This is a genomic window from Amedibacillus sp. YH-ame6, assembly GCF_053848845.1.
Genome location: NZ_JBSPEZ010000001.1, coordinates 271,037 through 288,670, shown reverse-complemented (window position 1 = coordinate 288,670; position 17,634 = coordinate 271,037). Strand labels below are relative to the sequence as shown.

Genomic DNA, 17,634 nt, shown 5'->3' with positions numbered 1-17,634 from the left:
CTTATGGGATTAAAAAAAGCAGTCCTTACATGCCTACTACAGGTATGCAATTTCTTCTTACGCATGTGCTCGATTAAACAAAATAGAATTACGTTTATTTCACTTACTGCCGATCATTTAGAACAAGATTTTCTAGAAATTGATAAGCTTTTAAGAGAAAATAATAAATATGATTTACACTATAATCTCATCGTGTTTAAAAAGACATTAAAAGATGATTTTATGTATATGTTGAATTGTATTCGACAATTATATGAAATTAATGTTTCAAAATTGATTATATTAAACGATAACAATTTTGTGGTAAGTGCGTTCAAACGAGAGGGAACTTATGTATTACAAACATGGCATGCATGTGGTGCCATTAAAAGATTTGGTAATCAAATAGAACGCCAATATCCAGTAAGAAACTATGATGGAGTTTTGTCGAATAGTGCCTATTGGAAAGATGCTTATCATGAGGCCTTTGGCGTAAAACACGAGCAAGTAATTATTACAGGAATGCCTAGAGTTGATAAACTTTGTGATGAAAAAGTAGTGTCTTCCTATAAAGAACAGTTTTATGAAAGGTATCCGCAGTATAGACATCAGTACAAAGTTTTATATGCGCCAACTTTTCGTGGGAATATCATAAAGGGACTACGTTATGATGATTTAGACTTGGCAAGTGTGATGTCTCAACTTCCGGATGACTATGTGATGTTCTATAAGATGCATCCTTTGTTGGCGGACGCCTCATTAAAAGAGGGAGAACGCATTGTGAATGTGAGTCATGAAGATTTATATATGTTGTTATGTGCTTGTGATTGTTTAGTTACAGATTATTCGTCCATTTTATTTGACTATTCTCTATTAGACAAAAAATCAATTTGTTATGCATCAGATGTCAAGAATTATCAGCAAACAATTGGGTTTAATGTTGATTATCTTCATGAAATGCCGGATGACATTTGTAAATGCGAAGAAGAATTAATAAAGGCATTAAAAGAGAAAACTTATAATCAAAAACGATTAACAGAATTTAAAAATAAATTTATGCCTTATAGTGATGGAAAAAATGTACAACGAGTTGTATATGAAATTGAGAATATAATGAAATAGAAAATAATGCGACATATAAATAGTGAGTTGTAGCTTTGTTTAGTTATATGATACCTTTTAAACTTCTAAAAAGAATTCAATGAAAGCATCAATTTTTGTTTAATCATGACGAAATAGAATAAAATAGTGAGTAGGGCTAAGTCCAGAAGGGTGTGTATTGCAATGGAAGAAATCAAACTTATGATAGAGGATATAGAGCGCTACAAGATATTCTTGTATGAAGAAGAGCGTAGTAAAGCGACTATTGATAAGTATATTCGAGATATCAAAAAGTTTTATTCATTTCTGTCCGAAGAGCATTTCTTGACAAAAGAAATCGTACTGAATTATAAAACCTACTTACAAACTTGTTATAAGATTACGAGTATAAATAGTATGCTTGTAGTTTTAAATGGTTTTTTGAGTTTTATGGGATTAGATGCATATCGTGTGAAACTCTGTAAAGTACAAAGACGTATGTTTATTGATGAACAACGAGAGCTTACTAAGAAAGAATATTTTAGATTGTTACAAGCAGCAAAAAATAGTCACAATGAGAGATTGAATTTGTTGATGCAAACTATATGTACAATAGGGATAAGAGTTAGTGAGCACCAATACATCAGCGTTGAATCCTTGAATGAAGGTAAAGTTGTAATAAATAATAAAGGAAAATATCGCGAAGTTTATTTGCCAAAGAAACTAAAGATAAAGTTATTAAAGTATTGTAAAAAAAATCACATTCAATCGGGTGCAATCTTTGTGACAAGGAATGGAAAAACTTTGAATCGTAGCAATATATGGCGTATGATGAAAAATTTGTGTATTCAGGCAGAAGTTAGTAAAGAAAAAGTATTTCCACATAATTTGCGCCATTTATTTGCAGTGACTTTTTATAGTTTGGATAAAGATCTTGTTCAATTAGCTTCATTGTTGGGACACACAAATATTGAGACGACAAGAATTTACACAATACAAAATGGTTTCAAATGTGTAAATACGATGACAAGAATGGGATTAACAACATAATACACATTATGTTGCATTCGTTGTATACGAATAGGTTTATACTTAGTATATTAACACATAAAGTACTTAAAATTGATTATTTGTAATTATAAAGCAATATTTCAAAAGAATATAGCAATATATATAAAACAATTATCGTATTATAAGTTGCTATATCTTATTTTTTAATTATATATGTCTATTAATCTGGTATTTATAAACACAAAAAAAGAAGTTGACATTTACAATAATAAAACAGCAACTATTTTTAATTATAGAAAGATCACTGATCTTTTTTTTTTATAATTTTAAGCTTTTACATGAGTTTTTCTATTCAAATATGATAGAGCAAACAACATAATGTGTATTATGTTGTTTGCTCTATCATATAGGGATAATTGAAGAAAGGAAATAAAAAGGTTTTGTGAGAAGAAGATATAAGTGTAATGAAATTTACGTTAAAATATATCAAAAAAAGTCGGAGTTTTGACAACTACGGGGAATCTCAAGGAAATTTTATTGGTATTAAGGATGATGGAGTTTTGTTTCTGAGAAAGCTGGTAGCTTTAGATTCAATGTTACTAAAACGTCCAAATAGTTAGAACTGCATCAGATTAGAACCATAACAGGAATGTAAGAATTGGAAAAAACAATTACTGTTGTATAGTACAAAGGATCTTATGATACAAAAGAAACTTATCGTTACGTATGAACCTACAGTGCTATTTTTCAACTTTCCTGAACTATTTGAGATTTACACTTTTATTGTAATTGAAGGAGAGGGTGATTTGATGTTGAAAAAAATAAAACTTTTTGTAATGGTTATATTTATTTTGATATCGAATATTTTTATTGATTTTAAAATGAATACAACTAAAATCGAAGCCCTGAATGAGGGGAGCCAATATGCAGGGGCATATTCTACTTTCAATAATTATATTCGTAAGTGGGACTATATCAATGCAAACAAGTTGAAAAAACCCGCTCGTAAATATTCCGTTGTTAGTGCGAGTGATTTTAATAATGTTATAGAGAGTATTGCTTATTGTGCTGATGCAAATACAGAATTTGCTGTTAAAAATCCTTTGCTTATTGCTTCAAAAACGCCTCCTGGAGGAAAGTACGGTATAAAAAATGTCTGGAATAAAAACCAAGCAAAAAGGGATGTTACTCAAGCTGAATCAGATATGATAAATCTAATTGTAAATTATGGTTATGGATTTGTTGATAATCGTCGCGGTGTAAATTTCAAAGATGAAATATATAGGGTTGCTACACAGAATTTAATATGGAGATATCTACTACGAAAAGATTATTCAAGTGCGGCAGGAAATGCTTACTATGGAGATAAAGGATGGAGCAAAGATTCTAATACAGCATCAGATTTTGGTATCATTCCATCTCCTGGAAATGGTATTTATCAAAGCACATTAAAGGATTGTGAAAAAGAAATAATGAATATCGTAAACGAGCAGTTAGACAGCGATATACAGCTTTCTTTAAGTGGTGTAACAAGTGATTATATCAAATACAATGAAAATCAGCATAATTTAATTTTAGTTGAAAGTAGGACAGCTGTTTTGCATGATGAAAAAAATTTACTTTCTGCAACGAATTGGTATATAGATAACATAGATGAGCTTGAGAATAAAGGTCTAGTGGTTTCTATTGATAGTGAAAATAACCTTAGAGTAAAATTGAAAGAGGGATATGGTTCTAAATTAGGTGCCAATACAAAAATCATACTCTCAAATGTACGTGAAAAAGATAAAGCTAGTTCAAATAGTAAAGAGTCTATGTGGTTGAAATCAACAAGCAGTCAAACACTTGTTGTTAAACAAGGCATAATGGATAGAAATGTTGAGCGCCTAGAGATAAGCGTAGAGGCAGGAAGTGGAATACTTTTAAAGAAAATAGATGAAAACGGCAATCCTCTTGCGAATGCTGTTTTTAGCTACGGTGTAAATTTATCAGGGGAACAAGGCAGCATTACAGGGTTTTATAATAAGAGAACTGCCGCTGATGGTATCATAAAAGACACGAGGGTTTGGCCTTCTAATTCTATTATCAAAATAAAAGAGATTGCAGCTCCAGAAGGATACGAAATATCTAGTACAATACAACAGCAAAAGTTGGAGCCTGGAAAAATTTTAACTTTTAATAATGTAAAGAATATCAGGGAGCCACGCTCTTTCAAGATTATAAAAAAAGACGACCAAAATCCAGGGAAACGTTTATCTGGTGTTACCTTTAAGTATGGAACTAATCTTAATGGAAAAGAAAATGTAGATTGGTTTATGAAAACAACAGATGCGAATGGTGAAATTAATGTCACTACAAGGCTTTGGTATGCAGGCACAAAAGTTTATATCAAAGAAATAAATTCATTAACTGGGTATGTTATGGATACAAGCCAGAAAGAGTTGGTAATTAGTAAAAATGATGCTCTTAATGTTGTCGAATTTATCAATCAACGTGAGACATATCCGATTCTTATTAAGAAGCAAGATGCATATACAAAAAATCCATTGGAAAATGCCACTTTTTGGGTAAGTGAATATAGTGATTTTTCATCTTATGATGTGTATAAAACGAATGTTAATGGGGTCATTCTAACAAAAAAATATCCTATCAATACAACTGTTTATTACAAAGAGGTATTAGCGCCTGATGGGTATAGTGGAGATAGTTCAGTAAAAACAAAAAAAGTTGTGGTACCTTCAGATATTGCAAAAAATGTTGAAAATACAGTTACTGTCTTCAATAGTCTAAAACCATTTAAAATCAAGTTATTTAAGCGTGATAATGAACGAATACCAATTTCAAATGCCGCATTTGAAATTTATCAACAAAACACGGACACAAACCCAGGAGTTTGGACAAAACTTGATGAGAAACTAATCACTAATAGTGAAGGAATTGCTATTTCAAAAAATGCATATCCAATGACATCCAATTATAAATATCAACTAAAAGAAGTTGTTGTACCTATAGGATATAAGGCAATTAGTGACTATATTCAAGTCACAGTTTCAAATAAAACACTGAATCTGAAGGAATTATCATTAAATGTAGAGGTGGAGAATGAGAAAGTTCCTACAAGCTTTTCTATATATAAATTTAATAGCGAAAATAAGAATAAAGCATTAAAAGGCGCAAAGTTTTCCATTATCAGAATTTATGATAATATGAAAGTTGCAGAATTAGAAACAGATGCAAATGGAAATGCAAGCACATCTGCTTTACTTGCTGATGTAGATTATAGGATTGAAGAAATACAAGCACCTAAAGGATATAAAATTACATTTAAACCGGAAGTATTTAAACTTAGTTCTTCGAATAGCTATAAAAAACATTTTGAAATAAGTAATAATCCTTATCAAGCTAACATAGAGGTATATAAAACAGATGAAAACAGGAATCCGCTTAATAATGTGGAATTTTATATTTATCAAAACAATACTATCATTGATAGACTTGTAACAAGTGATGTAGGGACAAAAAAAGGATATGCAAAGTCAAAAAATTTAGATTTTGATGTTGATTATACCATAAGAGAAGTAAGTGTACCTCCAGGATATGTACGTAATTTTAGTCAAAATTTTAGGTTTAATTTTTCGTCCTGGGAACCCAAAGATGAGGTATTAACTTACAATGTTGTGAATACAAAACAGAAAGGTTCAATAAAAGTCACGAAATACGCAGACAATGGTATTACAAAGATCGGGAATGTAAAATTCTCAGTATACAATCGAATCACTGGTGCCTTGCTAGGTACAATGATAACTGATGCAAATGGGGTTGCAACCTTAGCTAACTTGCCGGTCATTGATGGAAAGAGTAATGGCTATTATAGAATCATAGAGGATAGTACGCCACTTCCTTATTATGTTCCAGCAAACAAAAATATGCTAGATTTTGAGATTGATGCAACCACAGATGGTACACAGCCTCTATTAAAAGAATTTACATTTAGAAATCCTGAAATTAGAGGAAATATAGCATTAACAAAACGTGATGTAGATACGAATAAACCTTTGTCTAATGTCAAGTTTCAATTATATAAAGATAATGGAAATTTATCTCCAACACCTATTGGTAGTGTGCAAACAACAGATAGCAACGGAAATGTCAGTTTTAATAATTTGCCATATGGCAATTATCTTATAAAAGAATCGCAACGTTTAAGTAATTACTTCAAAGATGATCCAAAGTGTCCGTTCTATGATAAAACTACAGGATACTACAGAGTAACTGTGAACGAGAACGGTGAGACATTACAAGTAAATGCCTATAACAAAAAGAGAACATTTAAAGTATCTGTTAACAAATTAGATTCATCCACAAAGAATCCAGTTGGTGGAGCGGAATTCCAAATCATTGATACAACGGATGGCAACAAGGTGTTGGATACGATGATAAGTGACCCCATTACGGGAAAGGCGCAATCAAAAACGATAGAAATGCCTGCATCAAATCACACTGTTATCGTTAAAGAAACAAAAGCACCTGTAGGGTATACTTTGACAGAAAATCAGAAAACACTTGCCTTTGATAATTATGGTGATGACGCTAATTATGTACAACAGTTCAATTTTACATGGGAAAATAATAGAAATCCTGCATCTGTAGAGCTATTAAAAGTTGATCAATATGGAAATCCTATCGAGGGAGTGCAATTTTCTTTCAAACAAGGAGGATTTACATTTTATGAAAACACTAATAAGAGTGGGATTATCGATGTAACTAGAATCATTAATTATTATGGGCTATCTTCTGATGTGGAAATCGAAGAAGTAGTTCCCCCTGATACAAGTAATTATGTAGGGTTGCAGGAAAAATTATACTTATATAAGTCCTATGGTAGATGGGACTTGTATAGTTGCGATAATAATTTTGTATCACGTGAAATTGATTATGTTCAAAATTCAACGAAAATCAAAATTATCAATTACCTTAAAGAGGCTAATTTAACGATAAAGAAAGTAGACAACGATAATACTAACAAGTTTTTAGTGGGGGCTGAATATGAAATCATCCCATTAAATGGAATTCCAGTTACATTAATTACAACAGGTTCAACTTTAGGAGATACGGTTAAACTACCTTATGCACCTTCTTACACAGTACAGGAAAAAAAATCACCAGCAGGTTACGAACTTGACTCAAATATTTATACATATAGAATTGAAGACTTTAGTAATGTTAATACACCAAACAGAGGCATAACTATTGGTTACAAAAAGGATGTTACTTTCAAAAATAAACAACAAAAATATGGTCAAATTCACTTAGAAAAAATGCTAAGACCAGCTGGTGTTAATATATCTGGTGTTTCCTTTGATCTATATTCAATTGAAAACGGCAAGCTTACATTTATTGATAGTATCATGACTGGGTATTTTGGTGATGTGACCTATCCACGTGATGCATCTTCAGGGTATAGTGATGGATTAGGAAAGGGTGATTATTTCCTTGTTGAAAAAGATACAACAGATAGAGGCTTTACATATGACATAAGTGAAGTGACAAAAGTAGATGGAAAAACTGGAGTAAAATTTTCAATTACCGAAGAAGATATTAAAAATGCGGTGAATACCTCCAGTACTATTTTTAAAGAATTGTTGATTACCAACTGGGAAATGAAAGGAAATATTCGTGTACGCAAAGTAAATAGTGCAGGAGACTCAATTTCAGGCGCTGTGTTTGATGTATATAAAACTCAGACAAATGGTGATACTAAAATTTCAACCATTACGACGGATTCGAATGGATACGCCAATGTAAGAGATGTGGATCCAGGAACCTATAAGGTTGTTGAAAAGTCTGTTCCTCCACCATATAAAGTAGATAGCACACCTCAAGTGAAAAAGGTCGAAGTAGCATCTGTAGCTAGCGCAGTTACTCCTGTATATACGGATTTCGTCTTTACAAATCAAGAACTAAAAGGAAATGTAACCATACAAAAAATTGATGCTAAAACGAAAAAACCAGTTGCTGGGGTGGAGTTTACTCTATATGAATGGATCAGCGATTCAATACCAACATATGATGGATTTGTCGGTGAACGTGTTTCCTCAATGTGGAAATATAGGACAGTGTCAACGGATGCGAATGGTAAGGTTACTATTGCAAATATTCCATATAAATATTTGAATGGTAAGGATGGATATTATTTTATATACGAGACTTGGGTGCCAGCAGGGTATGAGAAAAATAAAAAAGGATCTGTATTACAGATTAAAGAAGGAAATGAGAATTTTAATTTCACTTATGAAAATGAACAAAGTAAAGGAAATGTTAAGCTTAAAAAAGTAGATGAAAAGGGAAGCCCTCTGGGAGGAGCAAAATTTAGAATCACAGGAATAAGTGTTTTAGGCGAGAATATTGATTATGTTTCATATACGGATCCTATTGATGGAATTATTTCGGTTGATCTGCCTTATGGTAATTACAGCATAAAGGAGGAAGCTCCTCCTGCCGGATATATACAAAAAGATTTCTCTAGTAAAGCATTTACGCTCTCGTATTCTTCTCCAACCTTTATTGATAAATTTACATCTCCTTATGTGAACACAAAGACAAAATATGCAGTTCAAGTAATCAAAGAGGATAAAGCAAATAGGCAACGGTTAAAAGGTGCTGTGTTTGAAGCCTATGAAAAAGATAAGAATAGTAGCAACGGGGAAGCACTAGCACAATGTACTACAAATAACTCAGGTTTTTGTATATTGAACTTAGAGTCTGCAGGTGAATATGATATATATGAAAAAACAGCACCTGAAGGATATAAAAAAATAGATGGTTTAATTCAACGGGTACAAATCAGTGATGAAACACCGACAGTGACACTAGATGCTATTAAAAATGAGCCGAGTCCAATCTTGTTAAGACTATATAAATATGATTATGACGAAGGTCTGCAGGGGCTTTTATCAGGAGCAGTATTTTATGTTTATGACAGTAAGACAAATGACTTTGTCATGGCTTTGCCACCTACCAATTATGAAGGTGTTACCAGTGCAAATTTACCTTATGGAGAGTATTATGTAAAAGAAGTTACACCACCAGAAGGTTATGAGCAAAATACGGAAAAATTTAATATTACTTATTGGAAAGAAACAGATGATACTGGAAATATTAAATACATTGGAGAAGAGTGGATTGCAAATAAAAAAATAACTACCTCTAGTATCAAGATAAAAAAATATGATAAAGAGGATCCTACGAAATTATTAGAAAATGCAGTTTTTCAAATTCTTAATGATAAAGGAGAGGTTGTTGAAGACAATTTAATCACTGGGCCTGATGGAACAGTTAGCTCAAAAAGTTTAGCATATGGCTCTTATGTCGTGAAAGAAATTACGCCACCATCGCATTATGAAACAGATAAGGATACAAATGGTGATGAAAAGACATATCCTGTAGAAGTTGCTTCTACATCGGAGAAAGTTATTCTAGTTTCTGTGGCAAATACGCCTAAAAAACAAGATATTGAAATCATCAAATTCGATAGTAATGATGAATCGATTTTACTTGATGGAGCGCAATTCGAAATATTCTATGATAATGAATGCAAAAACCAAGTTACAGGAACCACAATAGTTGAGACTATTATGGGTAAGGCAAAGTTTGATGGATTACCTTTAGGAGTCTATTATATAAAAGAAATAAAGGCTCCTGATGGCTATCAAGATGATAAAAAAATCTTTTGGATAGATACAAGATATCAAAGCGAAGTAATCAGGGTTTCAAATACAAAGGTACCCTCTACAAAAGCTGATGGACAACTCAAAATCGAAAAAGTAGAAAAAGATGATACAACAAAGAAACTTAATGGAGCACAATTTCATATAGTAGGACCAAATGGATACGATGAAACAGTGCTATGCGATGGAGAACTCTTAATTAGTAACTTAGCTTATGGAAGCTATACAATCACAGAAGTTCTTGCTCCCACAGGATATCAAAAAAGTGATGAGGAAAAAGTGATTGAGGTGACTAAAGATTCATCAATAGAACCAGTCCTTGTATCATTTGTGAATGATAGAATATATGGCTCTTTGCATATTACAAAAATAGATAGTATAACAAAAGAACCATTATCTAATGCCATCTTTGAGATTTATGAATACAAGGATGGAGTCAGGGGTATGTTGATGGACACCATAATGACAGATTTAATGGGACAAGCGACTTCTACTATGTTACCGTTTGGTCAATATGAGGTTGTAGAAACAAAAGCTCCAGAAGGATATTTATTAGCAGGCAATTTGACAATTCAATCCAAACAGATGGACAATGTACAAGCGAATTCGAAAGTTGTAAGTATTGTATCTTCTAACACCGTAGTTCAAGTAGAATCATTTGAAAATTTGCCGGTGAGAGGTAGCGTGAAAATCTTAAAACAAGATGAAAATAATTTACCAATTGCCGATGTTGTATTCCAATTGTATGATGCAGAAGGAAACTTCATCGAAGGTAAACAGATTATCACGGATGAACAAGGATCAGGAGTGATTGAAAATCTTCCATATGGAACTTATTATTTTGAAGAAGTAAGCGCTCCAGAACAGTACTATCTCAATGAGAATTTCTTCCCATTTAAGATAGAGAACAATCAAGAGGTAGTAATATTGCCTACGATTGTAAATGAAAGTGTCAAAGGTAAAATTTCAATAAAAAAAATTGATTTTGATACTTCATTATCTTTAGGAAATGCATCCTATGGAATTTATGAAAAGATAGATGACAATGGAATGGTCATAGGTGATCCAATTGATACTGTCACTACAAAAGCGGAAGAATTTGTATCTACAAATATTGAACTATCACCTGGTACATATTACATAAAAGAGATTCAAGCCCCTAATCATTATCGGTTGAATGAAGAGATAACAAAATTAGAATTAACAAGAGATACGCCATCACAATCTGTAATTTTATCAAATGAACATAAAAAAGCTAGCATTAAAATAAGAAAGGTAGATAAAGATAACCCAAATATGGGGCTAAAAGGAGCTATCTTTGAGTTGTATGATGCTGCTAATTATGATCAGTATATTCAAAGTTCAGATGAGACCATTGAATTGAAATCAATTGGAGATCCAATTGTGACTGATGAAAATGGTGAAGGTACGAGTTCAAATGCTCTTCTAACAAATGGCAATTATGTCTTATTAGAAAAGAGAGCACCAGATGGTTATGCATTAACGAATGAACCAATTCGTTTCAGCATTGATGATTCTCAAGACAATACAGTTATAGAATTACCAGTGATTAAAAACGAAGCATTTAAAGGACTGATTATTTATAAACATGATCAATCAGGGGGTCCTCTTCCGTTCGCTCATTTTAAAGTATATAAGATGAGTGGAGATGTGCCATCTGTAGATGATACATTTGTTGGCGAATATGATTCAGATGCATATGGACTCATTCAAATCGATATATCCTCAATTGGATATGGTAGATATTATGCTAATGAAACTAGAACTCCATCTGATGAATATGCTCTGCCAAGTGACGTGTTCTTCTTTAATGAATTAACAAAAGATAATCCAACTGCTAAATTATCAGTAGAGAATAAATTTATAGCTAGCAGAATAGAAGTGATTAAAAAAGATGTGGATACAGAGGAAAATTTAGGCAAAGGGTTTAAATTCAATATATATACTAAGCATGGGTATGAAAATGCTGTAGAAAACAATACGCTATCTGATCTTGATCCAATTGAAATGATAGAGACGGATGAACGAGGTATTGCTATTTCACAAAGTGAATTAATGATCGGGGATTATGTGGTAATGGAAGTAGAAGCATCACAAGGATATGAACTCTCAAAAGAGGTGCAGCATATATCGGTTGATAATACTTCTTCTAAGAATATCACACTGGTATTCAAAAATGAAATGATAAAAGGTCGTATTAGAATTCAAAAATCTGTTGATGGAGATTTACCTGGTCAAAGACTATCATTAGAAAATGCAAAGTTTAATATTGTAGATGAACTTGGCAATGTTGTAGATACTTTGATAACAGATATAAATGGTCGTGCAGAATCAAAAGAATTATTGTATGGAAGTTATTCTGTTGTTGAAATAGCTGCACCAATAGGATCTATCATTCCTGATATTGCAATAAAAACGATAGCTATTGACGGCTCTCAATCTTCTAACGGTAAAATTTATATTTGCAATTTTGAAAACCCAGCAATTACATCTAAGATTCAAATAGTGAAACAAGATGCATCAAATCATGATTTGAAACTAGCAAATGCGGAATTCTCTATTTTGGATCAGAATAAAAATGTGGTTCTGAGTAGCTTGGTTACTGATAGTATGGGTGAAATTACGAGTGGCGATTTACCTTATGGTAGGTATTATATTAGAGAAGTGAAAGCACCTGATGGCTACCTGCCTACAAATGAGGATATCGCAATTGATATCAAAAAAAATAAAGAAGTTATAAAAATTGTAGTGGATAATTATCCTGCGCGTAATGAAGTTAAATTATTCAAGTATGATAGTGATTCGAAAAAAGGACTAGAAAATGTCGTGTTCCAACTTTACAAAAAAGACTTGAATGGTGATTATCAATTGTTTGAAGATGATTTAAAGACCTCAGGCGAAGGTATAATTTTGAAAGATTACCTTGAAGTAGGAGATTATTATTTTATTGAGAAAGAAGCATTAGAGGATTATGTGAACGATAAAAAAGAACATTATTTCCATGTAGGAGATGGATCGATTACGGATCCTATAAAAATGATTCCAATCAATATCAGCAATGAAAAAGCGAAAGCCAATGTAACCTTTGAAAAAATCGGAGATGTTCTAAGTGGAGTTGAGGATAAAGGCGAAATATATCCAGGATTAAAGGAATATTCCTATACAAAAGGTAAAGTTGATGATGTAACGATAGGTATTTATGCAACTGAAGCTATTGATCTTAACGGAAAACACTTTGAAACTGATGAATTAATCCAACTGCTATACAGTAATAAAGAAGGTATTTCACTACCTAAAGGGAAGTACAAGTATAAAGAGTTGCAAGCTCCTAATGGCTATTTGTTAGACGAAAAAGAATATGAATTTATAATTGGCAATCAAGAAATAGCCTCTAAGAAATTTGTCATTGAGATGACAGATATACATGTTACGATGACTATCAACATAAAAAAAGTGTTAGAGAACTTAGAACAAGGAAAAGAAACTTATTATGACGATGTGCTTTTTGGAATTTATACAAAAAAAGAGATAAAAGAGATACCTCCCGATACGTTAGTAAAATTATTAAAATTTGATAGGAATGGCGACGCAAGTTGGAGTGGACTATTGCCTGAAGGTGAGTATTATATCAAAGAATTAACAACTCATCCGGAATATGTATTGTCTGACACAAAATATCCATTGGTTATCGATTATTTATCAAATCCAAATCAGAATCAAAACATATCAATAAATGATGGAAATGAAATTATCAATAAAATTCAAACAGATTTGAATAAGTTTGAATTCTATAAAATTGATCAGGATGTACATGATATGTTCTTAAAAGGGGCCACTTTTGATTTATATTATTGTACAAAGCAACATACTCATCATGCATTTGTAGATACTGATTGTTGGACTCGGTATAAGAGTGCTGTTAGTGATGAAGATGGACGTGTATCTTTTGGAGACATTCCATACGGAGTATATCAGCTTGTGGAAAGCAAAGCTCCTGATGGGTATGAAACTCCTAGTGGTCAATGGACTTTAACAATCGATAAAGACGAAATAGTGTTTAAGGCTAATGGAGTAGTACCTGCATTCTTATCGACGGACAATAAGTATATGGTTACAAACTCTCTTAAAAAAGATTTGCCACTCTCAGGTGGGACGGGGAATGTAATGTATTATTTTGCTGGGACAACTCTTGTTGGAGTTGGGTGGATAATATCAAAGAAGAATAAAAAACGAAGAAAAGAGGAGACATAAAATGAAAAATCTAATAAAAAAATGTAGTTTGTTTCTTGCATTGGTTGCACTTATATTCACGACGATAGGGCTGTCCCCAATACATGCGATAGGGTTGCCTGATAAAACACAAAAAGGTAGTATCACAATACACAAGTATGCACTTCCAGCAGGAGTAAATGGTGGCAAAGCAACTGGATCAATAAATGATAAGAATAACTTGCCAAGCAATGCTAAGCCTTTGGCAAATATAACATTTAAAGTAACAAGGATGAAAGACAACCCAGTATCTAACATAGCAGATGCAGAAGTGTTATATGGAGATGATGGGAAAACACCTGTATACCAAAAAGAAGTTACTACAAATGTATCTGGTGAAGCAAAAGTAGACACATTGGAACATGGTATTTATTTAGTAGAGGAGTTAGATAGTCCTGCAGTTGAAACGAAAGCTGAAAAGGCTTTGATAAGTGTTCCTATGACAGATCCTACGGATGAAACAGCATGGTTATATGATATTCATATTTTCCCTAAAAATGTTCTAAAAGATGGACCTGCAATCGATAAATCTGTTATGGAGGATGGGCAAGATACTGCGGGTGTAAATGCAAATGAATCTTTTCCATGGATTATCAAAGCAGATATACCAGATGATGTAAAGGATGCAGCAAAGTATGTAATTACAGATAATTTGGATGTAAAATTAAAATTTGATACAACAGTAGATGTAAAAGTTTATATTATGGACAAAGGCAATAATGAAATAGTATTAACAGCATCTACAGACTACACAGTGAGTAAGCCAACTGAAGCAAAGGGTGGCAAATTAACAATTACATTGACTAATTCAGGTTTACAGAAAATGTCAGATGCTTTAACATCCACTGGTGTAGGAACTTCAAATCTATTTGTTGTTTTCAATACAAAACTTAGTGAAGATGGACTGGCAGCATTGGGGCAAAAAATAGAAAATAATGCTAGTCTTGAATATACAAATAGTGTTGGAACGACAACTTCGAATACTTCAACAAATACTGAAGTACATACTGGTGGAATCAATATTGAAAAAGTAGATGCTGATGATACTAACATCAAATTGAAAAATGCAAAATTCAAGGTATATATGACAGAAGCAGCAGCGAATTCAAATGATGACACTAAAGCTTTGAAAGATATCAATGGAAATACTGTAGTTCTTGTTACTGATGCTAATGGTAAGGCGTCGGCATCAGGATTAGCTTATGGAACAAAAGATGATGCAGCAAAAGCTAGTTATTATTGGTTAGTAGAAACGGAAGCACCGCTTGATAGCGAGAATAAAGCGTATCGTTTATTGAGCAGTCCAATTAAAGTTAAGGTTGATGCATCTACACATCTTGAAGATAATAAATTGATTGTTAAAAATAAAAAGAGTTATTGGGAACTTCCGTTGACAGGTGGCGTGGGTACTACAATCTTCACAATCGGAGGTATCGCATTGATTGTAGCTGGTATCATAATCCTTAAAACAAAAAAAAGAGATGTAAAATAAAAGTTTAAAGGAGGGTGATGACTCATCCTCCTATAAATAATTATGAAAAGAAAATTACTTACAATTCTCTTGATTGCCACCGGATTGATATTTATATGTTATCCCTATGTCAGTAACTACCTTATGAAATATCAACAAAGTGTATCTATCGAAGATTATCAAAAAACTGTGAAACAACTTGATAAAGATCAAATAAAAAAAGAACTACAAAAAGCCTATGAATACAATGATTCCTTATCAGGTTCAGTAATACGAGATCCCTTTATACAGGGAAGTGGATATACAATACCTGAAAACTATTTTAGTATCATAAATATCGATGATGTGATGGGTTATATAGAAGTACCAAAAATCAAAGTATATCTACCAATTTATCACGGGACTGAAGAGATAGTATTAAAAAAAGGTGTTGGACATATGAAAGAAACAGCTTTTCCAATAGGAGGGATTGGTAATCATTCAGTCCTTACTGGACATAGAGGATTATCAAGTGCAAAATTATTTACTGATTTAGATGAACTAAAAATAGGTGATCATTTCTTTGTTCATGTTTTAGGAGAAACAGTTGCCTATAAGGTAGATCAAATCAAAGTAACCAATCCACATAACACGCTTTATTTGCAACCTGAAAATGGAAAAGATTATATAACACTTATGACTTGTACGCCCTATGGTGTAAATTCTCATCGCTTGCTGATACGAGGCGAAAGATTTCCTTATCAAAAAGATGAAGTACCTCACCAAGAAAAATCAAAAGATTTATTAACAAAAGCAGGAATAGCTATTTGTGCATTACTGGCAATTATTCTTTTGATTATACGAATCTATGTGAATAGGAGAAGGAAAACATGAAGAAAAAATTCCTGTTAGTATTTATTTTATCTTGTTTTTTCTCCTTATTATCATGCTCAACTGCTTGTGATACTCCTCAAGATAAAATAAGTGCATATATAAATGCAATGATTGAAGGGAACCCACAAAAAGCAGCAAACATTGTAAATGTTGATTTGGAAAATCAAGATAATAAAGTGGAAAAACTGGAATTAGAATTAATGAAGTTTACTTTTAGTAAGGCAAAATTTAAGATATTGAAAGTAGAAGAATCAGAACGAAAAATGGATATTTTGATACAAATAGAAAATGTTAGTTTCTTAAACACATTAGATAAAGTAAAAAAAGAAAGTATTGCAAAAAGCCTTACTGATGATGAAACAATCGCACTATTTAAAAAAAATAGTGAAAAAGCAAGTACTATAAAACAGCAAGTCATGATCAGTTTCATAAAAGAAAAAGAAGAATGGATTTTCTTTGGAAGTACAGATGTAATAAATTCGGCTTTATTGGGGTTAAGCATTAAGTAATATGAAAAATGTAAAAGTAAGTATCTCACTATTTTGCATACTATTAGGTATCATTACATTATTATATCCTATGGTTAATCGATGGATACAGCAGAATAATACTGATGTAGCAATAAAAAATTATGGAAGTGATCAAGACTATTCAGAATTATATAAAGAATTCCAGAATTATAACAATGACTTGTATAATACTGGACAAAGTGAATTGAAAGATCCTTTTTCTTATGAAATGAGTGATTTTGATTTAAAAAGCATGGGATTATATGATGAAGTATTGGGATATTTAATTTGTGATTCTATTGATTTGAAATTACCAATTTATTTAGGAGCGAGTAAGAGTAATATGAGCAAAGGGGCAGCTCTAATGAGTAAAACTTCTATCCCAATAGGTGGCAAAAATACAAATGCAGTTTTTGCTTCTCATAGAGATATGACAACTGTGACCTTATTTAATAATCTTACACAACTAAATAAAAATGATATTATAAAAATTAAAATATTGAATGAAACCTTGAAGTATCATGTTGTTGGAACTGAGATAGTAGAACCAACCGATATATCGAAGATTTTAATACAAAATGATAAAGATATGATTACATTAGTAACATGCCATCCTTTTGGAACATCAAAGTTTAGATACATTGTTTATTGCGAACGTAATTGATGAATAGAAAATAAGATTGTGGTTTCATTT

Annotated in this window: 7 protein-coding genes; all 7 read left to right on the top strand. The window is 32.1% G+C overall.

Annotated elements, in window-relative coordinates; translation table 11 throughout:
- Window positions 1–3 precede the first annotated feature (3 nt).
- The 7 genes from ACWG0P_RS01375 to ACWG0P_RS01345 all read left to right on the top strand — a co-directional run bounded on the left by ACWG0P_RS01375 (window position 4) and on the right by ACWG0P_RS01345 (window position 17,604).
- Window positions 4–1,101, top strand: coding sequence for a CDP-glycerol glycerophosphotransferase family protein (locus tag ACWG0P_RS01375; protein WP_455800141.1), 1,098 nt, complete (start codon window positions 4–6; stop codon window positions 1,099–1,101).
- A gap of 162 nt (window positions 1,102–1,263) precedes the next feature.
- A complete protein-coding gene (locus ACWG0P_RS01370) occupies window positions 1,264–2,109 on the top strand; it encodes a tyrosine-type recombinase/integrase (protein ID WP_455800140.1) in 846 nt (281 codons plus the stop codon).
- Between the two features lie 659 nt (window positions 2,110–2,768).
- A complete protein-coding gene (locus ACWG0P_RS01365; RefSeq protein ID WP_455800139.1) occupies window positions 2,769–14,069 on the top strand; it encodes a SpaA isopeptide-forming pilin-related protein in 11,301 nt (3,766 codons plus the stop codon).
- Window position 14,070: 1 nt separating this feature from the next.
- Window positions 14,071–15,579, top strand: a complete 1,509-nt coding sequence (locus ACWG0P_RS01360; protein WP_455800138.1) for a SpaH/EbpB family LPXTG-anchored major pilin — start codon at window positions 14,071–14,073, stop codon at window positions 15,577–15,579.
- A gap of 42 nt (window positions 15,580–15,621) precedes the next feature.
- Window positions 15,622–16,431 carry a class C sortase gene (locus ACWG0P_RS01355; protein ID WP_455800137.1) on the top strand — a complete coding sequence of 270 codons (810 nt, stop codon included), beginning with the start codon at window positions 15,622–15,624 and terminating at the stop codon, window positions 16,429–16,431.
- Window positions 16,428–16,940, top strand: a complete 513-nt coding sequence (locus tag ACWG0P_RS01350) for a hypothetical protein (RefSeq protein ID WP_455800136.1) — start codon at window positions 16,428–16,430, stop codon at window positions 16,938–16,940. The genes ACWG0P_RS01355 and ACWG0P_RS01350 overlap by 4 nt, the downstream gene beginning before the upstream one ends.
- A gap of 1 nt (window position 16,941) precedes the next feature.
- Window positions 16,942–17,604 carry a class C sortase gene (locus ACWG0P_RS01345; protein WP_455800135.1) on the top strand — a complete coding sequence of 221 codons (663 nt, stop codon included), beginning with the start codon at window positions 16,942–16,944 and terminating at the stop codon, window positions 17,602–17,604.
- Window positions 17,605–17,634: the final 30 nt, after the last annotated feature.